This is a genomic window from Burkholderia sp. Ac-20345, assembly GCF_017104825.1.
Taxonomy (GTDB): domain Bacteria; phylum Pseudomonadota; class Gammaproteobacteria; order Burkholderiales; family Burkholderiaceae; genus Burkholderia; species Burkholderia lata_B.
On record NZ_JAAGPO010000169.1, the window covers coordinates 1 to 25,373 of the forward strand.

The following is a 25,373-nucleotide window of genomic DNA, read 5'->3' on the forward strand; positions in this document are numbered from 1 at the left end:
TGCCGCGCGGCGCTGGCGCGCGCCGGCCGTCGAATATGCGTCGAGCTTGCGCACGACGGTTTCGAAATCCTCGTACGAGTAGTGCATCAGCTTGCCGGACAGGCGCTGCGCGGCGCCGTCGAACACGAGGCGCTCGTGCACGAGATCGTCCGAGAAGCGCGCGGCGCCGCGCCGGAACAGGCGCGGGATCCAGTCCGGATACCAGCCGCTGTGATGGATCCACTGGCCGCAGAAGCTCGACAGCCGGTCGACCGCAAAGACCTGCGCGGCCGGCGCGCGGATGGTGTCGCGGATCGACTGCGCGAGTTCCGGGGTGACGACTTCGTCGGTATCGAGGGACAGGATCCAGTCGGTGTCGAGCGCGTCGAGCGCGCGGTTCTTCTGCGGGCCGAAGCCCGGCCAGTCGCGCTCGACGATCACGCGCGCGCCGTGCGCCTGCGCGATCGCGACGGTATCGTCGGTGCTGCCGCCGTCGATGACGACGACGTCGTCGGCGAACGACAGCGCGGCCAGGCACTGCGCAAGCCGCGCGGACGCGTTGAGGGCGATGAGGGCGACGCCGAGGGAGGGTTCAGCCATGAAATCGTCGGAAAATGCGGAGAAAACGGTGAGCGGCAGTATACCCGCGGCCCGGCCGCCGCCCGCGTCGGCCATGACCGTGCCGGCCGGGGCGGTGCGGCTATAATGTTGAGCCCTTTTCGGCACCCGCCCGACAGGGCGAAATCCCGGGCGGCCACGTCCGGGCGCCGCTTCGCGGCTCAAGAAGGATTGCCTTGGAAACCCAGAACACTCTTCGCAAACCGATGGACGGCACGGGCACCTCGCCCGTGACGGTCCTCAAGCGCCTGTGGCCGTACATCCGGCCGCTGATCGGCATCGTGGTGCTCGCCGTGATGACGATGGGCGTCGTCGCGGCCACCGAGGCCGGTATCCCGGCGCTGCTCAAGCCGCTCCTCGACCACGGCTTCGGCGCGCATGGCAGCGACAGCGCGAAATGGTACGTGCCGGTCGCGGTGATCGGCCTCGCGCTCGTGCGCGGCGTGTCGCAGTACACGTCGAATTACCTGCTCAACTATGTATCGAACCGCATCCTGCTGCAGTTGCGGCTCGAAATGTTCCAGCGGATGCTCCACACGAGCGCGTCGTTCTTCCAGCGCGAGACTGCGAGCACGGTGATCAACGCGATCGTGTTCGAGGTCAACCAGATCCTGTCGGTGCTGACGGGCGTGATGGTCACGCTCGTGCGCGATTCGCTGACGGTGATCTTCCTGCTCGGCTACCTGTTCTATCTGAACTGGCGGCTCACGCTGATCGTCGCGGTGATCCTGCCCGGCATCGGCTGGCTCGTCAGCAAGATCAACCGCCGCCTGCGCCGCCTGAACCGCGAGCACCAGACGCTGACCAACGAGCTGTCGTACATCGTCGAGGAGACGGTCGGCGGCTACAAGGTCGTCAAGGTGCACAACGGCGAAGCGTACGAGATGGACCGCTTCACGCAGATGAGCAAGCGCCTGCGCGGCTACGCGATGCGCATGACGGTCTCCGGCGGCCTCGCTCAGCCGCTCACGCAGTTCCTCGCGTCGATCGCGCTTGCGGTCGTGATCACGATCGCGGTCGTGCAGTCGTCGAACGACCAGACGACGGTCGGCGGCTTCGTCGCGTTCGTCACGTCGATGCTGCTGGTGATCTCGCCGCTCAAGCACCTGATCGACGTCAACCAGCCGTTGCAGCGCGGGATGACGGCCGCCGAGCTGATCTTCGGGCTGATCGACGAACCGGCCGAGCCGCAGGGTGGCGGCCGGCCGCTGGCACATGCGCGCGGCGACATCGAGTTCCGCAACGTGTCGTTCGACTACGGCGCGGCCGAGCGGCCGACGCTCGACCGCATCTCGTTCAAGGTCGCGCCGGGTGAAATGATCGCGCTCGCGGGCCCGTCCGGCAGCGGGAAGACGACGCTCGTGAACCTGCTGCCGCGCTTCTTCGACCCGACCGACGGTGCGATCCTGGTCGACGGCGTGCCGGTTGCCGACTACGACCTCCACGCGCTGCGCAGCCAGATGGCGATGGTGAGCCAGGACGTCGTGCTGTTCAACGACACGATCGCCGCGAACGTCGCGTACGGGCAGACGCCCGACCGGGCGCGCGTGCAGGCCGCGCTCGAGGCCGCGAACCTCGCCGATGCGGTTGCTGCGATGCCCGACGGGCTCGACACGCTCGTCGGCGGCAACGGAATGCGGCTATCCGGCGGCCAGCGCCAGCGGCTCGCGATCGCGCGCGCGATCTACAAGGACGCGCCGATCCTGATCCTCGACGAAGCGACTTCGGCGCTCGACTCGGAATCGGAGCGCCACGTGCAGGCCGCGCTCGAACGGCTGATGGAAGGCCGCACGACGCTCGTGATCGCGCACCGGCTGTCGACGATCGAGCGCGCGGACCGCATCCTCGTGCTCGAGGCCGGCAAGATCGTCGAAGAGGGCAGCCACGACGAATTGCTGCGCCACGGCGGCCTCTACGCGCACCTGCACCGGATCCAGTACCAGCAGCAGGCGGCGTAACGCGCGGTCATGTTCGCGGTCATGTGGCCCCGCGAAAGCGTGTGCTAGTCTTCATCGGGTAGTTCGAGTGGTTTCGTTCGACGTGACAACACGGAGGGAGGGCACGATGAAGAAGATGCACGGGATGATGCTGGCCGCGCTGATCGCGGCGGGTTTCGCCGCGCCGGCCGCGATGGCGCAGGACCACGACAACCACAACGACCAGGGTGGCCACGGCATGCAGCACGGCCATGGTCCGAAACACATGCCGCCCGGCCAGATGCGTCATGAGAACGACGTGCCGCCGCGCTGGGCCGACCAGCCGCGCCGCGAGTGGCACAAGGGCGACCGGCTTCCTCCCGAGTTCCGCGATCGCCAGTACGTGATCGACGACTGGCGCGGCTATCGCCTGAGCCCGCCGCCGCGCGGCTATCAATGGGTCGGCGTCGGCGGGGATCACCTGCTGGTGCAGATCGGCTCCGGCATCGTGCTGCGCATCGGCGACTGACCTGGCCGATCCCCCGGCACGTATCGCGATGCCGCGATACGTGCCGGTCTACCGCGTTACTTTGCCGCTGCGTGACGGAACCAGCGGCGCTCGATTTTCGACATCACCCAGCACACGCCCAGCGCACACACGGTGCCGAGCGTCACCTCGCCGAGCCGTATCAGCGGAATGTCCCACAGCGGGCCGTTGCCCGGAAACAGCAGCACGATCGTCGCGGTCACGCCGCCGAGCCGTGCCGCGCTGCCGACATTCAGGCACCAGCAGCAGACGATCACGACCGCGACGGTAATCGCATACGCGACGAGGCGGTCGCCGCCGAGCGCCGCGCCGGCGAAGCCGAGCACGCCGCCGACCATCGCGCCGACGAACTGGTCGCGCGACAGCGACATCGTGTCCGAGTAGTTGTGCTGGGTCACGGCGATCGCGGTGATCGCCGCCCACACGGCCTGCTCGGAGTGCATCGCGCGGCCGATCGCATACGCGAGGCACGCGCCGCACACGGCCTGGAGCGCCATCAGCCCGCCTTGCGCGAGCCGTTCGCTGAATGACAGCCCCTTGAACAGATCGAAGATCGACTGCTGGATCTGCTGGCGGGCTTCGTTGAGTGTCCTGATCGTATCCATCATGCGTTGGCCAAGAAGCGGGTAACGATGGCGCGCCGGTGTCAGCGCGCCTGTTCGGGCGATGCGGCGGCCGGTTCGTCGGCGGCCGCGTCGCCATTCTCGACGCGCGTTTCGGGCATCACGAGCCAGACCAGCAGCACTGCGAGCGCACCGGCGCCCGCGAGCCCGAAGAAGCTGACGGCATTGCCGAAATGATCGGCAACATAGCCGGCCGCGGCCGTGCTGAGCGTCGCGCCGATCCCGGCCGCGAGCCCGAACAGCCCGATGCACAGGTTGTAGCGGCCCTTGCCGCCCGCGACGTCGGCCGCGATCAGCGGCAGCATCACGCCGAACACGGCCGCGCTGATGCCGTCGAGCATCTGCACGGGCACCAGCAGGTACGGGCTGCTCACGCCCGCGAACAGCAGCGCGCGCACCGGCAGCGCGGAGAAGCCGAGCAGCAGGATCGGCCGGCGCCCCCAGCGTTGCGCGGAGCGGCCGACCCACGGCGACAGCATCGCGACGATCGCCTGCGGCACGATGATGCACGCGGCGATCACGAGCTGCACGTTCTCGCCCATCCCGGCCGTGACTTCACCGGCCGCGAGGTTCAGCATCGCGGCGTTCGACAGGTGGAACAGCACGACGCACGCCGCGAAGATCAGCATCCGGCGGTCGCGCAGCAGTTCGAGCAGCGTTTCGCGTTCGCCGGCCTCGTCGTGGTCGTCGGGTTTCGACGACTGCGGGATCACCTCGTGCGTTGGCTGGATCATCGCGAGCGCGAACAGCGCGGGCAGCGCCAGCACGGCGGTCAGCCAGAACACCGCGCGCGCGGAGAAGTATTCGCCGGTGAGCCCCATCAGGCCCGCCGCGACCGCGCTGCCGATCGATGCCCAGCGCGCGTTGCGGCCGAGCCGGTCGCCGAGGTCGGCGCGGCCGACGAGCGAGAACGAGATTGCGGCCATCGCCGGCACGAGCATGCAGCTCGCGAAACCATGGAATACCTCGGCGGCGATCACCGGCACGATCGTCGGGCTCGACGCGAGCAGCACCGCGGACAGGATGATGGCCACGATCGCCCATGCGGCCGCGCCTTTCTTGTTCTTCAGCGCATCGACGGCCGCGCCGCCCGGCACCTGGCTGACCATCGCGCTGATCGTGCCGATCGACAGCACCATGCCGATCTCGCCCTGCGTCCACTTGTGCGACGCGAGGTAGGACGCGATGAACGGACCGAACCCTGTTTGAACGTTTGCAACGAAGAAGTTGAGCCAGTCGAGGGACCGGAGACTGCGTACGCTGACGGAATGCTTGATCGTCATCGGGTCGCACTCGCAGACGAAGCCGGCACCGGTGCCGGGGCAACGGGCGGGAAGACCGCGACGATCGGCTTGTCGGCCGCGTAGGGCGGCGACGCCTTGATCTGTGCGTCGTTCAGGTCGAGTTGCGGGCGCAGCGCCTTGTCGCGCGTGACGAAGCGCAGCGCGCCCCAGCTCGCGGCGATCGAACGGCGGTCGGTATTGACGAGGCCGCCGAGGTCGAGCACGACCGCCTGCGGCTGCGATGCGCGGTCAATCAGCACGTCGACGATGCGGCCGATCTTCGTGCCGTTCGGGCGCTCGACGTCGCTGTCGAGCATCGGCAGTCGCGTCGCGGGCGAGGCCGCGGCCGAACCCGACAGCGGCACGGCCTTGGGCCGCGCGGCGGTCGGCAGGTCGCCCGACGGTACATCGAGCACGATCGGCTCCTGTTTGCCGCCCGGCGTGAAGCGGAACACGTTCCACGGGAAGATGACCTTGCGGTCGCCGACGCCCATGAAGCCCTGCAGGTTGACGATCATCTCCCGCGGCTTGCCGCTCGCGTCGATCACCATGTCGACCGCGCGGCCGATCACCTTGCCGTTGCGGCGCGCGACTTCGCTGTCGAGCAGCGCATGGATCTGGGTGCGGTCGAGCGGGCGCGTCGCGACGATCGGCGGGGGCGGAGGCGGCGGCGGTGTCGGCGATTCGGTGCGCTGCACGGGCTTCGGCCGCGTGACTTCGCGGTGCGGCTTCTTCGGCACTTCCGGTTCTTCCGGATGCGTCGGGGCCGGCACGGGCGGCATCGTCAGCGGTTCGCCGGCGGTTTCCTCGACGGGCTCGACGAGCGCCTCGCTGATCGGCGCGGGCGGATTCTGGACCGGCAGCAGCCCGCAGCCGGACAGCAGCGTGGCGGCGGCGAGAATCAGGAAGACCGTCGAGGACGGCAACGACTTGCGGGATGCGGGAAACGGAAGTCCGCCGCTCATTGACACTCACTCCATGGGTCGGGGGCGGCCCGAGGGCACGCGGCTGGCGATGGATGGCGGGTGCGGGCGGCGCACCACGCGAGGTGAGATTTTAACGTGTCTTGCTTTCAGGACCGATTTCGATGGCTTTCTGGAGGCGGACTGTCGGGAAAAGGAAGGGATCGTGGGGTGGGGCGGACGGGCGGTTACATGCGCCGCGTGCCCGGCGGCGCGTGGCGAGTGCGTCCGGCGCGCGCGCCGGACGAAGCAGGTGAAACCGGAAACTCAGGCTTCCGGGTACCACGCGTCGGTGAATTCGCTGACCTTGACGTCGGTCAGTTCCGGCCGTGCGGCCAGCCAGCCGCGCACGAGCTCGCGGTCGGCGTCGGTCGTCGTGCCGCGCGGTGCGCCGGAAATCACGTAAGCGCCGATGCCTTCGTCCGCCGACGCGACGGTCAGCAACCCGTTCGCTTCGACGAAGTCGATGAACGCGTCGATCAGTTCGCCGCGCTCGAGGTCGGTCATTTCATTGCGGTAATGCGCGGTGGCGTTGAACGCGAGTTCCTGGAATTCGCCGATGTGGAGTTTCTTGCGCTGGCGGCGGTTGTGGCCTTGGCTCATGGTGTGTGGTGAATGAATGAGAGGTGAGAAAGGGTAGTGCGCCGGCTGGCGCAGGCACCATGTCGACGTGCCGCACGGCCGAGGCTGGCGGCGAAAGGGTAGAGCGTCGAGCCGTCGCGATGTGTCGTGATCGCGGGGCTCGTCTGGAAACTGTTCTTAAACAATTGCCCGATGCGCCTTTCGCCGTGTGGCCTGGTCAAGGGGCCCAGTGCACGCATGACCGAATGATACAGGGATGGCGCGCGTGTTCGTCTTTGCTAAGGTCTGCGGCTATTCGAACAACAACGAGGGCCGTATGTCGGACAATCGCTATTCGTACGAGGGGCGTGTCGATCTCACGCCCGGGGATCTGTTTTTCCGGGTTGCCGTGAATCAGGTTTGCAAACGGTTTGGCGTTCACGACCTCGGCGCTGCGGCTGCCGTCCTGTTGGGACAGAACGATGTACCGATTCCCGGCAAGCTGCGCGGCGCGGTGGCCGGCACATCCGTTGCGTCGATTGCCGCTCGCAAAGCGCTGCCGTTCAACGTCGGCATTCGGTTGCCGACCATCACGAAAGCCGGTGCAGGTGGTGTGCGAATCGCGATGACTCGTAACCTCGGTGCGTTCGTCGGGCGTGCCGTGCCGGTTGTCGGGACTATCATGCTTGCCACCGATGCGGCAGTCGTCATGTGGAATACGGTGCAGGTCTACAACAGCATTGCAAAACCGGAAGACAGGGTGCTCTGAAATGACGGACACGGCATGGGATCAACTCGAAACATTCGCGCGGGAGGAATTGGGGCGCCCGCTCTTCGGCGGTCCGTTGAAGCTGTCACGTTCAAGCCGGATGGAAGAAGACCTCCGCATCACGGGAATCGATGCGATCGAATTTATCGACAAGTGGGGCGAGACCTTCGGGATCGACGTCGAGCGTTTCCCGTATCAGCGATACATCGGTCCGGAAACGCTAGATATGGTCAGAACGTTCCTTGGGCTGCTTTCGTCGAAATATCGTGATCCGGAACGCGTGCCGCTTACGCTTGGCATGCTGGAGGAGGCCATGCGTCTCGGCCGATGGGATACCGAAGCGATCGAGCGCTTCGCACGGGAAGCAACCCGCGCGGAATAGCCGTTCGCCAACGCATGCATGCGGGCTGCACGAAATCCGTGCCGTGCCGGGCAGGATTCGCGCAACCGCACTCGAACGGCCGTTACATCAGCACGATATCGTACTGCTCCTGGCTCAGGTTCGACTCGACCTGCAGCGACACCGGCTTGCCGATGAAGTCGATCAGCATCGCGAGATGCTGCGATTCCTCGTCGAGGAACAGGTCGATCACCTGTTGCGCGGCGATCACGCGGAATTCGCGCGGGTTGAACTGCCGCGATTCGCGCAGGATCTCGCGCAGGATGTCGTAGCACACGGTGCGCGACGTTTTCACCTGGCCCTTGCCCTGGCAGGTCGGGCACGGCTCGCACAGCACGTGCGCGAGCGATTCGCGCGTGCGCTTGCGCGTCATCTCGACGAGCCCGAGCTGCGAGAAGCCGTTGACCGTCACGCGCGTGCGGTCGCGCGACAGCGCCTTCTTCAGCTCGGACAGCACCGCGTCGCGATGTTCGGCGTTCTCCATGTCGATGAAGTCGATGATGATGATCCCGCCGAGGTTGCGCAGCCGCAGCTGCCGCGCGATCGTATGCGCGGCCTCGAGGTTGGTCTTGAAGATCGTGTCGTCGAAGTTGCGTGCGCCGACGTAGCCGCCGGTGTTCACGTCGATCGTCGTCATCGCCTCGGTCTGGTCGATCATCAGGTAGCCGCCCGACTTCAGGTCGACGCGGCGCGACAGCGCGCGCTGGATCTCCGTCTCGATGTTGTACAGGTCGAACAGCGGCCGCTCGCCCGTGTAGTGGTGCAGCTTCGGGCTCACGGCCGGCGTGAACTCGCCCGCGAATTCCGAGAGGCGCTGGTACGTTTCGCGCGAATCGACCTGGATGCGCGTCGTGTCGTCGTTTGAGAAATCGCGCAGCACGCGCTGCGCGAGATCGAGATCCTGGTACAGCAGGCTCGTCGCCGGCAGCCGCTGCGCCTGGGCGACGATCGTCGCCCACGTCTTGCGCAGGTACGTGACGTCGCCGGCGAGTTCGTCGGAGGTCGCATCCTCGGCGATCGTGCGCACGATGTAGCCGCCTTTCTCGTCCGCCGGGATCACGGCCGTCAGGCGCGCGCGCACGGCCTCGCGCTCGGCCTCGCTCTCGATCTTCTGCGAGATGCCGATATGCGGCTCTTGCGGCAGGTAGACGAGCGTGCGGCCCGCGATGCTGACCTGCGTCGACAGCCGCGCGCCCTTCGTGCCGATCGGATCCTTGATCACCTGGACCATCAGCGTCTGGCCCTCGAACACGGTCTTCTCGATCGGCTGGTGCGGCGCGCCCGACTGCGGCTCGCCCGCGAGGCGCGGATGCCAGATGTCGGCGACGTGCAGGAACGCCGCGCGTTCGAGGCCGATGTCGATGAACGCCGACTGCATGCCGGGCAGCACCCGCACGACCTTGCCGAGATAGATGTTGCCGACCCGCCCGCGCGACAGCGTGCGCTCGACGTGAAGCTCCTGCACCGCGCCTTGCTGGACGAGTGCGACGCGCGTTTCCTGCGGCGTGAGGTTGATCAGGATTTCTTCGTTCATGGTGGGGTTCAGAAGGCGACGCGCGCGGTGCGTAGCAGCGCGGCAGTCTCAAAAAGGGGCAGACCCATGATACCTGAATGGGAACCGTCGATTCGCTCGATGAATTCGGCCGCGCGCCCCTGGATCGCGTACGCGCCGGCCTTGCCGAACGGTTCGCCCGATTCGACGTAGCGCGCGTACGCGTCGCGCGATGCGGCCGCGAAGCGCACCGACGAGCGCGACAGCGCGGGCGGCAGCAGTTCGCCGTCGGCATCGATCACGGCGACGGCGGTCAGCACCGCGTGTTCGCGGCCCGCGAGGCGCGTCAGCATCGCGAGCGCGTCGTCGGCGTCGGCCGGTTTGCCGAGGATCGCGCCGTCGATCGTGACGGTCGTATCGGCGACCAGCACCGGCGAGGCCGGCTTGCCGCTCGCGACGAGGCGCGCACGCGCGGCCTCGGCCTTCGCGACGGTCACGCGCCGCACGTAGGCATCGGCGGCTTCGCCGGGCAGCTCGGCCTCGAGCGCTTCGGCGTCCTCGTCGGGGCGCGGCAGCAGCAGCTCGAAGCGCACGCCGATCTGCAGCAGCAGCTCCTGGCGGCGTGGGCTTTGCGAAGCGAGGTAAAGGGTCGGGAAAAGCGCGGGGGGCGTGCTGGACGGCATGGTGTCGTTATCTCGGTGTGCGCGCGTGGCGCGCGTCTCGAGGACGACACGTCATGCGCGATGGTAGGGGTGATTCTGCGTGATGCTCCACGCCCGGTAAAGCTGTTCGGCGAGCAGCACGCGCACCATCCCGTGCGGCAGCGTCATGCTCGAGATGCGCAGCAGCGTGTCGGCGCGTGCTTTCAGTTCCGGATCGAGCCCGTCGGCGCCACCGATCACGAACGCGACATCGCGGCCGTCCTGCTGCCAGCCGGGCAGCGCCTGCGCGAGCTGCATCGTGGTCCAGTCGCGGCCGCGCTCGTCGAGCGCGACGAGGCGCGCGCCCTTCGGCAACGCGGCCTCGATCTTCTGCCGCTCGGCCGCCATCACGCTTTCGGCGCTGCGGCCGCCCGAACGCAGTTCGGGCTTGATCTCGCGCAACTCGATGCGCAGCTCGGGCGGCATCCGCTTCGTGTATTCGTCGAAGCCGGATGCGATCCAGCCCGGCATCTTGTGGCCGACCGCAAGGATGAAAAGCTTCATCGGGAGACGCGTAACGACTCGGGGCTCAACGGCGGCGGGCGGCCGTCTTGCGCGCCGGGCGGGCGGGCGCGGCTTCCTCTTCGTCTTCCTCGCTTTCGCTGGCCGTGGCGAAGCCGTTGCCCTTGCCGCCGCCGAGCTTCATCCGCACGGGCTTGTCGCCCCAGATTTCCTCGAGGTTGTAGTACTGGCGCAGGGCCGGTTGCAGGATGTGCACGACCGCATCGCCGCAGTCGACGAGCACCCATTCGCCGGTGTCTTCGCCCTCGGAGCTGACGATGTCGCCGCCGGCTTCCTTGACCTTGTCACGCACGCTCGACGCGAGGGCCTTGGTCTGGCGGTTGGAGGTGCCCGAAGCGACGACCACGCGGTCGAACAGTTCGGTCAGGTGGCTGGTGTTGAACACCTTGATGTCTTGCGCCTTGACGTCTTCGAGGGCGTCGACGATCACGCGCTGCAGTTTGCGAATATCCATGGATTCAGGAATGGTAGAGGCGATGTTGAAGAATATAGGCCCATACGGCGGCCGGCACATGCTCGGCCGATGCGTCGGGCATTTGCGCATGGCGCGCGATGCATTCGCGCAGGTGGGCGCGGATGTCGGTCGCGGCAATGTCGAACGAAAGGGTCGTATCGATCAGCAGGCGGCCAGCCGGCGTGGCCTTCAGCACGTCGGCGCCGGCCTGCCGCGCGGCGATTTCCTGCGCGACGTCCGGCGGCGCCGCGCCGAGGTCGAAACCCGGGCGCGTCGACACGCAGATGTGCGCGTAGTCAAACAGGTTGCGCCAGTCGCGCCACGTATCGAGGCGCACCAGCTGGTCGGCCCCGATCAGCAGCGACAGCGACGCGTCCGGGCCGATCCGCTCGCGCCAGCGCGCGAGCGTCTCGACCGTGTAGGTCGGGCCGACGTGCTCGATCTCGTCGGTGGCGACGGTCACGGTCACGCCCGGCACGGACAGCGAGCCGGCGGCCGCGCGCGTCATCGCGAGCCGATGCTCGGCGGCCGACACGTCGCGCTTCTGGTACGGCTGCCCGGCGGGCAGCAGCACGAGTTCGGTCAGGCCGAGCAGCTCGGCGAACCGGCGCGCGAGCGCGAGATGGCCGTCATGGATCGGGTCGAAAGTGCCGCCCAGCAAGCCGATACGACGCGGCAGCGGGGCGGGGCGGGCGGTGGTGTCCAGAAACGCGTCCTTTTTTTGAAGCAACACGTGTGCGGGTCAGACCCAGTCGCGCGGCACGATGAAGTCGCTGTACAGGCGCGCTTCCGGCGAACCCGGCTCGGGCTGCCAGTTATAGCGCCAGTTCGCGACCGGCGGCATCGACATCAGGATCGACTCGGTCCGGCCGCCGCTTTGCAGGCCGAACAGCGTGCCGCGGTCGAACACGAGGTTGAATTCGACGTAGCGGCCGCGGCGGTACGCCTGGAAATCGCGCTCGCGCTCGCCGTACGGCAGCTCGGCGCGACGCTCGACGATCGGCAGGTAGGCCTGCAGGAACGCGTCGCCGACGCTTTGCATCATGTCAAACGAGCGTTCGAAACCGGGCTCCGAGAAATCGTCGAAGAAGATCCCGCCGATGCCGCGCATCTCGTTGCGGTGCTTCAGGAAGAAATACTCGTCGCACCATTTCTTGAAGCGCGGGTAGAGCTCGACGCCGAACGGGTCGAGCGCATCCTTGCAGGTCTGGTGGAAATGCCGGGCGTCGTCCTCGAAACCGTAAACCGGTGTCAGATCCATGCCGCCGCCGAACCAGAACACGGGCTCCTCGCCCGGTTTCGTCGCGATCAGCATCCGCACGTTCATGTGGACGGTCGGGCAATACGGATTGCGCGGGTGCAGCACCAGCGACACGCCGAGCGCCTCGAAGCCGCGGCCCGCGAGCTGCGGGCGTGCCGCGCTCGCCGACGGCGGCAGCGCATCGCCCGCGACGTCGGAAAAGCCGATCCCCGCGCGTTCGAACACGCGACCGCCTTCGAGAATCCGCGTGCAGCCGCCGCCGCGCAGGCGTTCGGCGGGCCCGCGCTGCCATGCGTCGGTCGCGAGCGGCGTGCCGTCGAGCGCGCCGAGCGCGTCGGCGATGCGTGTCTGTAGGCTCTGGAGGTACGTGCGCACGCGCGCTACGTCGTAGGTCGAATCGGTCATGTCTGGACTGGCTGCCCCCGCTCGAAGCGGGGGCCGTAAAAAAGGCCTCTGCCGGGCATTCTATCGAACCCCGGCAGAGGGGCCGCCACCGCGCGAGGGCGGGGCGGCGATTGCGACGTCACGCGCTCTTGCGGTTGAGCGCGCGGAAGCCGATGTCGCGGCGGTACTGCATGCCTTCGAAATTGATCTGGTTGATCGTCTCGTACGCATGTTGCTGCGCTTCGCGCACCGAATCGGCGAGGCCGACCACGCACAGCACGCGGCCGCCGGACGTCGTCAGCTTGTCGCCGTCGAGCGTCGTGCCTGCATGGAACGTGACTGCCTGTTCGGTCTCGGCCGGGATTCCGTTGATGCGGTCGCCCTTGCGCGGCGCGTCCGGATAACCGTGCGCGGCCAGCACGACGCCAAGCGCGGTACGGCGGTCCCAGTCGAGCTCGACCGTATCGAGCGTGCCCGCGATCGCCTGCTCGACGACCTTCGAGAAATCGCTCTTCAGGCGCGCCATGATCGGCTGCGTTTCCGGGTCGCCCATCCGGCAGTTGAACTCGAGCGTGCGCGGATTGCCTTCCTTGTCGATCATCAGGCCCGCATACAGGAAGCCCGTGAAGCGGATGCCGTCCTTCTCCATCCCGCGCACGGTCGGCATGATGATCTCGCGCATCACGCGTGCGTGCATCTGCGGCGTGACGATCGGTGCAGGGGAGTACGCACCCATGCCGCCGGTGTTCGGGCCGCGGTCCTCGTCGAGCAGGCGCTTGTGGTCCTGGCTGGAAGCCAGCGCCAGCGCGTGCTTGCCGTCGACCATCACGATGAAGCTCGCTTCCTCGCCATCGAGGAATTCCTCGATCACGACGCGCGCGCCAGCATCGCCGAGCTTGTTGCCCGACAGCATCATGTCGACGGCTTCGTGTGCTTCTTCCAGCGTCATCGCGACGACGACGCCCTTGCCGGCCGCGAGGCCGTCGGCCTTCACGACGATCGGCGCACCCTTCGCGTCGATGTACGCGTGCGCGGCGGCCACGTCGGAGAACGTTTCGTACTCGGCGGTCGGGATGCCGTGGCGCTTCATGAACGCCTTTGCGAAATCCTTCGAGCTCTCGAGCTGCGCGGCTTCGCGGGTCGGGCCGAAGACCTTCAGGCCGCGTGCGCGGAACAGGTTGACGATGCCGGCCGCGAGCGGCGCTTCCGGCCCGACGAGCGTGAACGCGACGCCTTCGCGTTCCGCGAAATCGGCGAGTTCGTCGAGCGCCGTGATGTCGACGTTCTTCAGGCGCTCGTCCTGCGCCGTGCCGCCATTGCCGGGCGCGACGTAGACCATCTGGACGCGCGGCGACTGCGCGAGCTTCCACGCCAGCGCATGTTCGCGGCCGCCGGAACCGACGACGAGTAGTTTCATGGGATTCCCCGCAGACTAGAAAACAGGGCGGCCGGCACGCTCAGGCGCGCCGGCCGCGGATTCGGTCGGGCCGCCGCCGCGACAGGAGCACGGCGGCCGGCACATCATTCCTCGACGATGACGGCGTTCGTATACACGTCCTGCACGTCGTCGAGGTTCTCGAGCGCGTCCAGGAGCTTCTGCATCTTCGCCGCGTCGTCGCCGGCGAACTCGACTTCGTTCTGCGGCTTCATCGTCACTTCGGCGAGTTCCGCCTTGAAGCCGCCGGCTTCGAGCGCGTCCTTCACCGCCGAGAATGCCTGCCAGTCGCACAGCACCTCGATCGAACCGTCGTCGTTCGTGTTCACGTCGTTCGCGCCGGCTTCGAGCGCGGCTTCCATCAGCGCGTCTTCCGACGTGCCCGGTGCGAACAGGAACTGGCCGACGTGATCGAACATGAACGCGACCGAGCCGTCGGTGCCCATGTTGCCGCCGAACTTCGAGAACGCATGGCGGACTTCCGCGACCGTGCGGGTGCGGTTGTCGGTCAGCGTGTCGACGATGATCGCCGCGCCGCTGATGCCGTAGCCTTCGTAACGGATCTCTTCGTAGTTCGCGCCATCCGCACCGCCAACGCCGCGATCGATCGCGCGCTTGACGTTGTCTTTCGGCATGTTCGCATCGGCCGCCTTGTCGACCGCGAGACGCAGGCGCGGGTTCGAGTTGACGTCGCCGCCGCCGAGGCGCGCCGCGACCTGGATTTCCTTGATCAGGCGGGTCCAGATCTTGCCGCGCTTCGCGTCGGCCGCTGCCTTCTTATGCTTGATGTTGGCCCATTTCGAATGACCAGCCATACCTTTCTCCGTGCCCGGGCGCGCTGCGCGGGCGATTGTTTCAATGTGTCGTTGAATCGGCGGCCGTTTCGGCGGGCATGAAGCCGCGGGGCCGCGCGTGTCGAGTGGATCGAGATTTTATCACGCGGCGACCGCCGGATCGGGGCCGCCGCGCATGGCCGAACGGCCAGGCAGGCCGCCGCGAGCCGGGCCGAGCGTCGCGCGGCCGTGCCGGTGCTCAGTTCTTGGTGCCGAACAGGCGGTCGCCCGCGTCGCCGAGGCCCGGCACGATGTACGCGTGCTCGTTCAGGTGCGAATCGAGCGACGCGACGAACAGCTTCACGTCCGGGTGCGCGTCCTGGAACACCTGCACGCCTTCGGGAGCGGCGACCAGCGCGACGAACATGATGTTCGCGGCCGGCACGTTGCGGCGCTTCAGCACGTCGACCGCGTGCACGGCCGAGTAGCCGGTCGCGACCATCGGGTCGCACAGGATGAAGATGCGGTCTTCCAGGTCCGGCAGGCGCACCAGGTATTCGACCGGGCGGTGGTCCTCGGCGCGGTACACGCCGATGTGGCCGACGCGCGCGGAAGGAACCAGGTCGAGCAGGCCGTCCGACATCCCGATGCCTGCGCGCAGCACCGGCACGATCGCCAGTTTCTTGCCCGCGATCACCGGCGCGTCGACCTCGACGAGCGGGGTTTCGACCCGCTTGGTCGTGATCGGCAGGTTGCGGGTGATCTCGTAACCCATCAGCAGCGTGATTTCGCGCAGCAGCTCGCGGAACGTGCGCGTGGACGTGTCCTTGTCGCGCATGTGCGTGAGCTTGTGCTGGATCAGCGGATGATCGGTGATGAAGAGATTCGGGAAACGGCTGTCCTGTTTCATGACGGGGGCGCCTTGGCGGCAAAAGAGGATCGGGGGCGGTGGCGGGCGCAAGCCGGCCGCGCGCTTATGTCCGCAATTTTACCAAGGCGCGCCGCTTGATCCGGATAATATCGACGTCTCACGACAATCCGCGCGCCCGCGCCCGCCCGTTCGCCGCCTGGCCCGCCCGTGGTCCATGCGCCGGCGCGACGGGCCGAGCCGGCGCGCGTCGCTACCAAGGAATCGACGATGGATCTCGGTATCGCAGGAAAGACCGCGCTCGTGTGCGCGGCCAGCAAGGGGCTCGGTCGCGGCTGCGCGGAAGCGCTGGCCGCCGAGGGCGTGAACCTCGTGATCGTCGCGCGCACGCGCGACACGCTGGAGGAAACCGCGGAGGAGATCCGCGCCGGCGCGAACGTGTCGGTGACGGCGGTCGCCTGCGACATTACGACGCCCGACGGGCGCGCGGCCGCGCTCGCCGCGTGCCCGCAGCCGGACATTCTCGTGACGAATGCCGGTGGCCCGCCGCCCGGCGACTTCCGCGATTTCTCGCACGACGACTGGATCCGCGCGCTCGAATCAAACATGCTGACGCCGATCGAGCTGATCCGCGCGACGCTTGACGGGATGATCGCGCGCGGCTTCGGCCGGATCGTCAACATCACGAGCTCGGCCGTGAAGGCGCCGATCGACGTGCTCGCGCTGTCGAACGGCGCGCGCTCGGGGCTGACCGGCTTCGTCGCGGGGCTGTCGCGCAAGGTCGCGGGGCAGGGCGTGACGATCAACAACCTGCTGCCGGGCCTGTTCGACACCGACCGGATCGCGACCACGCTTGCCGCGTCGGCGAAGGCGCAGGGCGTGAGCGTCGACGAGATGCGCGCGCGGCGCACGAAGGACATCCCGGCCGGCCGCCTCGGCACGCGCGAAGAGTTCGGCGCGGCGTGCGCGTTCCTGTGCAGCGTGCACGCCGGCTACATCACCGGGCAGAACTGGCTGCTCGACGGCGGCTCGTATCCGGGCACGTTCTGACGCGCGCACCGCTTTTCACGACAACAACCTGAAACGAAGGATCTGGAGATGAGCAAACCCCGCATCGCATTGATTGCGCACGACGCGAAGAAGGACGAGATCGTCGCGCTCGCGGGCGAATTCCGCGCGACGCTCGCGCAATGCCGGCTGGTGGCGACCGGCACGACGGGCGGCCGCATCGCGGACGCGCACGGGCTCGAGGTCGAGCGCAAGTTGTCGGGGCCGCTCGGCGGCGATCTGCAGATCGGTGCCGAACTGGCCGACGGCCGCATCGACATCGTCGTGTTCCTGCGCGACCCGATGACCGCGCAGCCGCACGACCCCGACATCACCGCGCTCGTGCGGGCGTGCGACGTGCACGACGTGCCGGTCGCGACCAACGTCGCAACCGCGCGGATGCTGCTCGACGATCTGGCGCGCAACATGCAGGACGTTTGCTAGGGCGCCAGCCACGGATGAGCGCGCCCGCTCGGCGTCATCTGCCGCGTGGAGGATGCGACAGACGACGCCGAGCGTAAGGGGGGCGGAGGCGGGGCGACGTGGGTGCAGGTTGCGACGGACGAGACCGGGTTCGGACGGTCATCGTAATGGCCAGAACCACACGGTGGATGCCGTCCAGTAGCAATCCGAGCTGCAGAGGGCGCGTGCACCGTCAATCAGGTCGATGTGGCCGCCACGGCCGTTCATGTAGCCCGGAATATTCCAGAACGCCACCACGCCTTTTCTGCCGGCAATGCCGGCTGCCGCGTCGTCCCGCTGAAACACTGCGGCTTTGCCGAAATACACCGGCTCCGCCAGCATTCTGGCCAGTCTGGCTTGCCCGGCTTCAATGCGCCGACCCCGGTGCGGACCTTTCTGAATCACGAGCCCGCCGCGCAATGTCATGCCGCTCCTAACGAGTGCCAGGCTGACCCGGATGGCGCAGGTATTCGCATACGACGGATTGGAGATCAGGTCCTGCCAGCCCAGCGCTTCGTAAAGCGCTTCCCGCGAAACGGTTCTGTTGCTCGGGTAGTGGCTGCTCAACAAGGAAAAGTGTGGTTTCAAACAGCGGTTCCCCGATCAACGGCAAGGATATTTTTGTCGCAGGATGCGGGTGACCAGTCCTGCTGCGTTTGCCCGCAACGCACCGTTCGGCAGCTTCCGGAGATCGCCGAGTACTTCGGAATCGATTTCTCCCGGTTTGACGCGTCCGTTGTCGCACCATTCCTTGCCTTCTGTGGTATCGGCCACGCCGGCCAGATAACCGGTCATGGCGTGACGCTCGGCGTCGGCGTACGGCGTGTTGTCGGTGCGGCTCATGCCGTCGAGTAGCCGGGTGCCGTCGACACGCGGTACTGCGGCGCCGTGTGCGACGCCGATGCTTGCCGACAACGACGCGAAAACAAATACACTCCGGATGACAAGGGCATTCATGGCATGGGGCTCGTGGATTCGGCGAAAAGAAAAATAGCACGGCCGTCTTTCCTTCAATTTCCTTCGACGCTTCATAGCGGGGCATGGCACACGGGCCTGCCGGGCGGCGGCGCTTTGCCGTCGCGTACTCGGCGGCCATTTCATCCACCCTGCAGGTCGTGACTTGAAGGTGACAAAGTGTTGCGCATGGCATGTGCGCCGCACGCGTGATGAACCAATAACGGCGACCGGCTGGACGTCGTGCCATCCGTCTTCTGCGAAAACCCTACGGAATAAAGGGATTTCGACGACGCGCTGCATGACCGTGCACAACGAGCGAGAATCACTCGCTGAGCCCCGCGTCTGCATGTATCGCCTTTTGGGCGGTGTCGACGCATTCGCCGAACCGGATTTCCAGACAAACAAGGAGCGAAACGATGCCGAAAGCAATCCGATACGACCAACCGGGCGGCCCGGACGTGATGAAGTGGGTCGATGTCGAGGTCGGCGAACCGAAAGCGGGAGAGGTGCGCGTGAAGCAGCACGCGGTCGGCCTCAACTACATCGACGTCTATTTCCGCACCGGCCTTTACCCGCAACCGCTGCCCGGCGGTCTCGGGATGGAGGCGGCGGGCGAGGTGACGGCCGTCGGCGAAGGCGTGACCACGCTCAAGGCGGGCGACCGCGTCGCGTACGTCGGGCAGCCGCCGGGCGCGTACGCGCAGGAGCGCGTGATGCCGGCCGAGCGGCTCGTGAAGCTGCCGGACGGCATCAGCTACGACGACGCGGCGTCGGTGATGCTGCAGGGCCTGACCGCGCACTACCTGCTGCGCCGCACGTATCCGGTGAAAGCCGGCGACACGATCCTGATCCATGCGGCGGCCGGCGGTGTCGGCCTGCTCGTGTGCCAGTGGGCGAAGGCGCTCGGCGCGACCGTGATCGGGACGGTCGGCTCCGACGAGAAAGCCGCGCTCGCGAAGGCGCACGGCTGCGACCATCCGATCGTCTACACGCGCGAGAACTTCACGCAGCGCGTGAAGGAGATCACGAACGGCGCGGGCGTGCCGGTCGTCTATGACTCGATCGGCAAGGACACCTACATCGGCTCGCTCGACAGCCTCGCGCCGCTCGGGCTGTTCGTCAGCTTCGGCAACGCGTCGGGCCCGCTGCCGCCGATCGACTCGAAGGAATTCTCGTCGCGCGGCTCGCTGTTCTTTACGCGGCCCACGCTGTTCTCGTACATCGCGAAGCGCGCCGATCTCGAATCCGCTGCCGCCGAGCTGTTCGACGTGCTGCTGTCCGGCAAGGTGAAGACGAGCATCAACCAGCGCTATCCGCTCGCGGAAGTCGGCCGCGCGCATGAAGATCTCGAAGCGCGCAAGACCACCGGCTCGACGATCCTCGTTCCCTGACCTGCCTCCTCGTGCCGGCGCCATGCCGGCACGCGCTGTTCCGCGCGGCGCCACGGCGCCGTCCGTCCTGCCTCCCGGTTCCCGCCGTCCTCCCCTGAAATCCGCGTTTACACGTTTTTTATACGCGCCCCGATACCTTTGACCCGTCCTTTACGTGCGTTCCCATAAGGTTCTAGTCGTCTGATTTCGACGATGGAGAACAGAAAAATGGATGGGGTTTTCATCGGCGTACTGGTGCTCTTCACCGCGCTGATCCTCGGCTTGGTTGCCGGTTGCGACAAGCTTGTGCAATACGGTCGCGGGGGGCGAGCATGACCTGGATGCTTTGGCTGGCGGGCGCCTCGACGGCCCTGCTGTTCGCGTATCTCGTCTTTGCGCTGCTGCGCGCGGAGGACATCGAATGAACGCGAACAATCTCTTTCAGACGGCGCTCTTCGTCGTCGTGTTGCTGGCAGCGGCCGTTCCGGTCGCGCGCTACCTGTCCGCGGTGATGGACGGCAGCTCGCGTGTCGTGCGCGTGTTCGGGCCGCTCGAACGCGCGCTGTACCGCATCGCCGGCGTCGATGCCGGCAGCGAGATGAACTGGAAGCAGTATGCAGTCGCGACGATCGCGTTCAACGCACTCGGCGCGCTGTTCCTCTACGGCCTGCTGCGCCTGCAGGGCTTCCTGCCCGGCAACCCGCAACAGTTCGGCGCGATGACGGTCGACGGCGCGTTCAACACGGCCGTCAGCTTCGTCACCAACACCAACTGGCAGGACTACACGCCCGAGCAGACCGTCAGCTACCTGACGCAGATGCTCGGCCTGACCGTGCAGAACTTCCTGTCGGCGGCGACCGGCATCGTCGTCGTGATCGCGCTGATCCGCGGCTTCGCGCGTCATACCGCGCAGACGATCGGCAACTTCTGGGTCGACCTCACGCGCGTGACGATGTACGTGCTCGTGCCGATGTCGATGATCATCGCCGCGCTGCTGATGAGCCAGGGCGTGATCCAGAACATGAAGTCGTATCAGGACGTGCCGGTGCTGCAGGCGAGCACCTATGCCGCGCCGAAGCTCGACGCGCAGGGCAATCCGGTGAAGGACGACAAGGGCAACGCGGTCACGGTGCCGACGCCGCTCACGAAGCAGACGCTCGCGATGGGCCCGGTTGCGTCGCAGGAAGCGATCAAGATGCTCGGCACCAACGGTGGCGGCTTCTTCAACGCGAACTCCGCGCACCCGTACGAGAACCCGACGCCGTTCGCGAACTTCCTGCAGATCTTCTCGATCCTGATCATCCCGGCCGCGCTGGCGCTCGTGTTCGGCCGCATGATCGGCGACCGCCGGCAGGGTATCGCCGTGCTCGCGGCGATGACGGTCGCGTTCGTGCTCGCGATCGGCGCCGAGGTAAGCGCCGAGCAGGGCGGCAACCCGACGCTCGCCGCGCTGCACGTCGACCAGTCGACGAACGCGCTGCAGCCGGGCGGCAACATGGAAGGCAAGGAAACGCGCTTCGGCATCGCGCAGACCGGCATCTTCACGGTCGCGACGACGGCCGCGTCGTGCGGCGCCGTCGACACGATGCACGATTCGCTGACGCCGCTCGGCGGCCTCGTGCCGATGCTGCTGATGCAACTCGGCGAGGTGATCTACGGCGGGGTTGGCTCGGGTCTCTACGGGATGCTCGTGTTCGCGCTGCTCGCGGTGTTCGTCGCCGGCCTGATGATCGGCCGCACGCCGGAATACGTCGGCAAGAAGATCGAGGCGTATGAGATGAAGATGGTGTCGATCGTCGTGCTGCTCACGCCGCTGCTGGTGCTGGTCGGCACGTCGATCGCCGTGCTTGCCGATGCGGGCAAGGCCGGCATCGCGAACCCGGGGCCGCACGGCTTCTCGGAAATCCTGTACGCGTTCAGCTCGGCCGCCAACAACAACGGCAGCGCGTTCGCGGGCCTGACGGTCGGCACGCCGTTCTACAACTGGATGACCGCGATCGCGATGTGGTTCGGCCGCTTCGGCACGATCGTTCCGGTGCTGGCGATCGCCGGCTCGCTGGCCGCGAAGAAGCGCATCGCGGTGACGAGCGGCACGCTGCCGACGCACGGTCCGCTGTTCGTCGTGCTGCTGCTCGGCACCGTGCTGCTGGTGGGCGCGCTGACCTACGTGCCGGCGCTTGCGCTCGGTCCGGGCGTCGAGCACCTGATGATGTGGCTGGGCGCGTAATGCGCGCCCGCATCGCGACACCTTGAAAAGACTCAAGAGATTGAAGAGATCGCAATGACTCAACATTCCGCAACACGGTCCATGTTCGACCCGGCGCTGCTGCGCCCGGCGATCGTGGACTCGTTCAAGAAACTCACGCCGCGCACGCAGTTCCGCAATCCGGTGATGTTCTGCGTGTACGTCGGCAGCATCCTGACCACGATCCTGTGGATCGCGGCGCTCGCCGGCCAGGCCGAGGCGCCCGCGGGCTTCATCCTCGCGATCGCGCTGTGGCTGTGGTTCACCGTGCTGTTCGCGAACTTCGCCGAAGCGCTCGCGGAAGGGCGCTCGAAGGCGCAGGCCGCGTCGCTGCGCAGCGCGAAGAAAGACGTGATGGCGAAGAAGCTCAACGAGCCGCATCCGAAGTCGCCGATCCGCATTACGACCGCGACCGAGCTGCGCAAGGGCGACGTCGTACTGGTCGAGGCCGGCGACGTGATCCCGGCCGACGGCGAGGTGGTCGATGGCGTCGCATCGGTCGACGAATCGGCGATCACCGGCGAATCCGCGCCCGTGATCCGTGAATCGGGCGGCGACTTCTCGTCGGTGACCGGCGGCACGCGCGTGCTGTCGGACTGGATCGTCGTCAAGGTCACCGCGAACCCGGGCGAGGCGTTCCTCGACCGGATGATCGCGATGGTCGAAGGCGCGAAGCGCAAGAAGACGCCGAACGAGATCGCGCTGACGATCCTGCTCGTCGCGCTGACGATCGTGATGCTGCTCGCGACCGCGACGCTGCTGCCGTTCTCGATGTTCTCGGTCGAAGCGATGAAGGCCGGCCACGTGGTGACGATCACCGCGCTCGTCGCGCTGCTCGTGTGCCTGATCCCGACGACGATCGGCGGGCTCCTGTCCGCGATCGGCGTGGCCGGGATGAGCCGGATGATGCAGGCGAACGTGATCGCGACGTCGGGCCGCGCGGTGGAAGCGGCCGGCGACGTCGACGTGCTGCTGCTCGACAAGACCGGCACGATCACGCTCGGCAACCGCCAGGCATCGACGTTCGTGCCGGCGCCGGGCGTGACCGAGGAAGCGCTGGCCGATGCCGCGCAACTGTCGTCGCTCGCCGACGAAACGCCGGAAGGCCGCAGCATCGTCGTGCTCGCGAAGGAGCGCTTCAACATTCGCCAGCGCGACATGGGGCAGCTGCACGCGACGTTCATCGGCTTCTCCGCGCAGACGCGGATGAGCGGCGTCGATCTGCCCGGCCGCGAGATCCGCAAGGGCGCGGCCGATGCGATCCGCAACTACGTCGAGTCGCACGGCAGCCGCTTCCCGGAAGAAGTGCGCCGCGCGGTCGACGAAGTCGCGCGCCGCGGCAGCACGCCGCTCGTCGTGGCCGACCTGCATGACGGCGCGGCCCGCGTGCTCGGCGTGATCGAGCTGAAGGACATCGTGAAGGGCGGCATCAAGGAGCGCTTCGCGGAGCTGCGCAAGATGGGCATCAAGACCGTGATGGTGACGGGCGACAACCGGCTGACGGCTGCTGCGATCGCGGCGGAAGCGGGCGTCGACGATTTCCTCGCGGAAGCGACGCCGGAAACGAAGCTCGCGACGATCCGCGAACACCAGGCCGCAGGGCGCCTCGTCGCGATGACGGGCGACGGCACCAACGACGCGCCGGCGCTCGCGCAGGCCGACGTCGCCGTGGCGATGAACACCGGCACGCAGGCCGCGAAGGAAGCCGGCAACATGGTCGACCTCGACTCGAACCCGACGAAGCTGATCGAGATCGTCGAGATCGGCAAGCAGATGCTGATGACGCGCGGTTCGCTGACGACGTTCTCGATCGCGAACGACATCGCGAAGTATTTCGCGATCATTCCGGCCGCGTTCGTGACCACTTATCCGCAGCTGCGCGTGCTCGACATCATGCACCTGACGTCGCCGGCGTCGGCGATCCTGTCGGCGGTGATCTTCAACGCGCTGATCATCGTCGCGCTGATTCCGCTCGCGCTGAAGGGCGTCACGTACCGGCCGCTCGGCGCCGCGTCGCTCCTGCGCCGCAACCTGCTGGTGTACGGCCTCGGCGGCGTGCTGCTGCCGTTCCCGTTCATCAAGCTGATCGACATGACGCTCGCTGCACTCGGCTGGGCCTGAGCCGGCCGTATTTGAAGGAAACATCATGAAAACGTTGATTCGTCCGCTCGTCGTGATCTTTGTCGTGCTGACCGCGGTGACGGGGCTCGCGTACCCGGCCGTGATGACCGTGTTCGGTCAGGCCGTGTTCCCGTCGCAGGCGAACGGCAGCCTGATCGAGAAGGACGGCAAGCCGGTCGGCTCCGCGCTGATCGGCCAGCAGTTCGATGCGCCGAAGTATTTCTGGGGCCGGCTGTCGGCCACGTCGCCGATGCCGTACAACGCGTCCGGCTCCGGCGGCTCGAACCTCGGCCCGCTGAACCCGTCGCTTGCCGACCAGGTGAAGGGGCGCATCGCCGCGCTGCACGATGCGGGCACCGACATGTCGAAGCCCGTGCCGGTCGACCTCGTGACGGCGTCGGCGAGCGGCCTCGATCCGGAGATCACGCCGGCCGCCGCCGCGTACCAGGTCGAGCGCGTCGCGAAGGCGCGCAACCTGGCGCCCGACGCGGTCGCGCAGCTCGTCGCCGCGAACACGACGGGCCGCCAGTTCGGCGTGCTCGGCGAACCGCGCGTGAACGTGCTGAAGTTGAACCTCGCACTCGACGCGGCGCAGGCCGCGCACTGACCGCGCGTCCGGGCTTCCGGCGGCAACCGGCATCCGGCGCGGCTCGATCCGCGCCGGACGCACCTTTTCCCGACGGCGCATGCGCCGTCTTTGCCTTTTGCGGCGATTTGGAACAACAATGCTCGTACTCGCGCGCATCCGGGCGCTCCGCCTTTCTGACGCATGAATCGTCCCGACCCAGACCAACTCCTCGACAAGCTGCAGCGTGACGAAGAAAAGCAGCGGCGCGGCCAGCTCAAGATCTTCTTCGGCGCATCGGCCGGTGTCGGCAAGACCTACGCGATGCTGCAGGCCGCTCGCCAGCGCCTGCAGGAAGGCGTCGACGTCGTCGTCGGCATCGTCGAGACCCACGGGCGCAGCGAAACCGCCGCGCTGCTCGACGGCCTCGATGTGCTGCCGCTCGCGCGCATCGACTATCGCGGCCGCACGCTCGCCGAGTTCGATCTCGATGGCGCGCTCGCGCGCCAGCCGCAACTGATCCTCGTCGATGAACTCGCACACTCGAACGTGCAGGGCGCACGGCACCTGAAGCGCTGGCAGGATGTGTACGAACTGCTCGATGCGGGCATCGACGTCTACACGACCGTCAACGTCCAGCACCTCGAAAGCCTGAACGACGTGGTCGGCGCGATCACCGGCATCCGCGTGTGGGAGACGGTGCCCGATCGCGTGTTCGACGCGGCCGATGAAGTCACGCTCGTCGACCTGCCGGCCGAGGAACTGCTCGAGCGGATGCGCGACGGCAAGGTCTATCTCGCGCAGCAGGCCGAGCGCGCGGTGCGCAACTTCTTCCGCAAGGGCAACCTGATCGCGCTGCGCGAACTGGCGCTGCGGCGTACGGCCGATCGCGTCGACGCGCAGATGCGCGAGTACCGCGCCGACCGCTCGATCCAGAGATCGGAAGAGGGTCGGGGAGGGAAAGAGTGTGAACTATCTTGTATATGTGTGTGTGGGGCGGTGTGATAAATAAAAAAAGACATAGAAAATTACAGATTGCAGGTGTATATAAATGAACA

28 protein-coding genes and 1 pseudogene are annotated in these 25,373 nt (G+C 67.1%); 13 read left to right on the forward strand and 16 right to left on the reverse strand.

What is annotated here, in order from left to right; translation table 11 throughout:
- On the reverse strand, positions 1-579 hold a 579-nt coding region (locus tag G3O06_RS36455), incomplete at its 3' end, for a glycosyltransferase family 2 protein (RefSeq protein ID WP_205819069.1).
- A 224-nt stretch (positions 580-803) separates the two neighbouring features.
- Between G3O06_RS36455 and msbA the strand changes: the two genes are divergently transcribed.
- Together msbA and G3O06_RS36465 are read left to right on the forward strand one after the other, a co-directional pair.
- Entirely contained in the window at positions 804-2,555 is a 1,752-nt protein-coding gene (msbA, locus tag G3O06_RS36460; protein WP_241020425.1) for a lipid A export permease/ATP-binding protein MsbA, read from the forward strand.
- 106 nt (positions 2,556-2,661) lie between these two features.
- The gene (locus G3O06_RS36465) at positions 2,662-3,042 is read left to right on the forward strand and encodes an RcnB family protein (protein WP_174915838.1); all 381 of its coding nucleotides are present in this window, start codon (positions 2,662-2,664) and stop codon (positions 3,040-3,042) included.
- Positions 3,043-3,098: 56 nt separating this feature from the next.
- Here G3O06_RS36465 and G3O06_RS36470 read toward each other — a convergent pair whose 3' ends face one another.
- The 4 genes from G3O06_RS36470 to G3O06_RS36485 form a co-directional block, all read right to left on the reverse strand.
- Entirely contained in the window at positions 3,099-3,665 is a 567-nt protein-coding gene (locus G3O06_RS36470) for an FUSC family protein (RefSeq protein ID WP_174915904.1), read from the reverse strand.
- Positions 3,666-3,706: 41 nt separating this feature from the next.
- The gene (locus G3O06_RS36475; protein WP_174915839.1) at positions 3,707-4,966 is read right to left on the reverse strand and encodes an MFS transporter; all 1,260 of its coding nucleotides are present in this window, start codon (positions 4,964-4,966) and stop codon (positions 3,707-3,709) included.
- Complete coding sequence (locus G3O06_RS36480) at positions 4,963-5,931, reverse strand: PRC-barrel domain-containing protein (RefSeq protein WP_205819070.1); 969 nt, start codon at positions 5,929-5,931, stop codon at positions 4,963-4,965. Before G3O06_RS36480 ends, G3O06_RS36475 begins: the two co-directional genes overlap by 4 nt.
- A 264-nt stretch (positions 5,932-6,195) precedes the next feature.
- Positions 6,196-6,531, reverse strand: a complete 336-nt coding sequence (locus G3O06_RS36485; protein WP_041492911.1) for a 50S ribosome-binding protein YggL — start codon at positions 6,529-6,531, stop codon at positions 6,196-6,198.
- A 295-nt stretch (positions 6,532-6,826) separates the two neighbouring features.
- Between G3O06_RS36485 and G3O06_RS36490 the strand changes: the two genes are divergently transcribed.
- Positions 6,827-7,258, forward strand: a complete 432-nt coding sequence (locus G3O06_RS36490; protein WP_174915905.1) for an STM2901 family protein — start codon at positions 6,827-6,829, stop codon at positions 7,256-7,258.
- 1 nt (position 7,259) lies between these two features.
- Entirely contained in the window at positions 7,260-7,640 is a 381-nt protein-coding gene (locus tag G3O06_RS36495; RefSeq protein ID WP_205819071.1) for a DUF1493 family protein, read from the forward strand.
- Between the two features lie 82 nt (positions 7,641-7,722).
- Here the strand turns inward: G3O06_RS36495 and rng are convergent, their stop codons facing one another.
- The 9 genes from rng to upp form a co-directional block, all read right to left on the reverse strand.
- Complete coding sequence (gene rng, locus G3O06_RS36500; RefSeq protein ID WP_174971716.1) at positions 7,723-9,192, reverse strand: ribonuclease G; 1,470 nt, start codon at positions 9,190-9,192, stop codon at positions 7,723-7,725.
- Positions 9,193-9,200: 8 nt separating this feature from the next.
- Positions 9,201-9,833, reverse strand: coding sequence for a Maf family protein (locus tag G3O06_RS36505; RefSeq protein ID WP_205819072.1), 633 nt, complete (start codon positions 9,831-9,833; stop codon positions 9,201-9,203).
- A gap of 51 nt (positions 9,834-9,884) precedes the next feature.
- Complete coding sequence (rlmH, locus tag G3O06_RS36510; RefSeq protein ID WP_011352746.1) at positions 9,885-10,355, reverse strand: 23S rRNA (pseudouridine(1915)-N(3))-methyltransferase RlmH; 471 nt, start codon at positions 10,353-10,355, stop codon at positions 9,885-9,887.
- Between the two features lie 25 nt (positions 10,356-10,380).
- A complete protein-coding gene (gene rsfS / locus G3O06_RS36515; protein WP_174915845.1) occupies positions 10,381-10,827 on the reverse strand; it encodes a ribosome silencing factor in 447 nt (148 codons plus the stop codon).
- A gap of 4 nt (positions 10,828-10,831) precedes the next feature.
- Positions 10,832-11,560 (reverse strand): nicotinate-nucleotide adenylyltransferase, encoded by a 729-nt coding sequence (locus G3O06_RS36520; protein WP_254608229.1) that lies wholly within the window; start codon positions 11,558-11,560, stop codon positions 10,832-10,834.
- A 9-nt stretch (positions 11,561-11,569) separates the two neighbouring features.
- The gene (hemF, locus tag G3O06_RS36525) at positions 11,570-12,493 is read right to left on the reverse strand and encodes an oxygen-dependent coproporphyrinogen oxidase (protein ID WP_174971710.1); all 924 of its coding nucleotides are present in this window, start codon (positions 12,491-12,493) and stop codon (positions 11,570-11,572) included.
- 118 nt (positions 12,494-12,611) lie between these two features.
- Positions 12,612-13,889: a phosphoribosylamine--glycine ligase gene (purD, locus tag G3O06_RS36530; protein ID WP_039370477.1), complete on the reverse strand. Its 1,278-nt coding sequence runs from the start codon at positions 13,887-13,889 to the stop codon at positions 12,612-12,614.
- A gap of 104 nt (positions 13,890-13,993) precedes the next feature.
- Positions 13,994-14,722 carry a YebC/PmpR family DNA-binding transcriptional regulator gene (locus tag G3O06_RS36535; RefSeq protein ID WP_174971708.1) on the reverse strand — a complete coding sequence of 243 codons (729 nt, stop codon included), beginning with the start codon at positions 14,720-14,722 and terminating at the stop codon, positions 13,994-13,996.
- 217 nt (positions 14,723-14,939) lie between these two features.
- Positions 14,940-15,590: a uracil phosphoribosyltransferase gene (gene upp / locus G3O06_RS36540; protein ID WP_043188934.1), complete on the reverse strand. Its 651-nt coding sequence runs from the start codon at positions 15,588-15,590 to the stop codon at positions 14,940-14,942.
- A gap of 228 nt (positions 15,591-15,818) precedes the next feature.
- Here upp and G3O06_RS36545 point away from each other — a divergent pair, with 228 nt between their 5' ends.
- Positions 15,819-16,598 (forward strand): SDR family oxidoreductase, encoded by a 780-nt coding sequence (locus G3O06_RS36545; protein ID WP_174971705.1) that lies wholly within the window; start codon positions 15,819-15,821, stop codon positions 16,596-16,598.
- Positions 16,599-16,646: 48 nt separating this feature from the next.
- Positions 16,647-17,039: a methylglyoxal synthase gene (locus G3O06_RS36550; RefSeq protein ID WP_011352738.1), complete on the forward strand. Its 393-nt coding sequence runs from the start codon at positions 16,647-16,649 to the stop codon at positions 17,037-17,039.
- Between the two features lie 138 nt (positions 17,040-17,177).
- On the opposite strand, the gene G3O06_RS36555 is transcribed toward G3O06_RS36550, so the two are convergent.
- The gene (locus G3O06_RS36555) at positions 17,178-17,645 is read right to left on the reverse strand and encodes a T6SS effector amidase Tae4 family protein (protein WP_205819073.1); all 468 of its coding nucleotides are present in this window, start codon (positions 17,643-17,645) and stop codon (positions 17,178-17,180) included.
- Between the two features lie 15 nt (positions 17,646-17,660).
- A complete protein-coding gene (locus tag G3O06_RS36560) occupies positions 17,661-18,014 on the reverse strand; it encodes a Rap1a/Tai family immunity protein (RefSeq protein ID WP_174971700.1) in 354 nt (117 codons plus the stop codon).
- Between the two features lie 416 nt (positions 18,015-18,430).
- On the opposite strand from G3O06_RS36560, the gene G3O06_RS36565 reads away from it, so the two are divergent.
- The 7 genes and pseudogenes from G3O06_RS36565 to G3O06_RS36590 all read left to right on the forward strand — a co-directional run.
- Positions 18,431-19,405 carry a quinone oxidoreductase gene (locus G3O06_RS36565; RefSeq protein WP_174971698.1) on the forward strand — a complete coding sequence of 325 codons (975 nt, stop codon included), beginning with the start codon at positions 18,431-18,433 and terminating at the stop codon, positions 19,403-19,405.
- 192 nt (positions 19,406-19,597) lie between these two features.
- Positions 19,598-19,720 (forward strand): hypothetical protein, encoded by a 123-nt coding sequence (locus tag G3O06_RS49835; protein ID WP_258403958.1) that lies wholly within the window; start codon positions 19,598-19,600, stop codon positions 19,718-19,720.
- Entirely contained in the window at positions 19,717-19,809 is a 93-nt protein-coding gene (kdpF, locus tag G3O06_RS36570) for a K(+)-transporting ATPase subunit F (protein ID WP_006752209.1), read from the forward strand. Before G3O06_RS49835 ends, kdpF begins: the two co-directional genes overlap by 4 nt.
- A complete protein-coding gene (gene kdpA / locus G3O06_RS36575) occupies positions 19,806-21,611 on the forward strand; it encodes a potassium-transporting ATPase subunit KdpA (RefSeq protein WP_205819074.1) in 1,806 nt (601 codons plus the stop codon). Before kdpF ends, kdpA begins: the two co-directional genes overlap by 4 nt.
- Before the next feature lie 54 nt (positions 21,612-21,665).
- Complete coding sequence (kdpB, locus tag G3O06_RS36580) at positions 21,666-23,750, forward strand: potassium-transporting ATPase subunit KdpB (protein ID WP_174915853.1); 2,085 nt, start codon at positions 21,666-21,668, stop codon at positions 23,748-23,750.
- 25 nt (positions 23,751-23,775) lie between these two features.
- Positions 23,776-24,357, forward strand: coding sequence for a potassium-transporting ATPase subunit KdpC (kdpC, locus tag G3O06_RS36585; RefSeq protein WP_175000167.1), 582 nt, complete (start codon positions 23,776-23,778; stop codon positions 24,355-24,357).
- 162 nt (positions 24,358-24,519) lie between these two features.
- Positions 24,520-25,254 (forward strand): annotated as a pseudogene (locus G3O06_RS36590) (two-component system sensor histidine kinase KdbD); the annotation flags it as partial.
- Positions 25,255-25,373 lie beyond the last annotated feature (119 nt).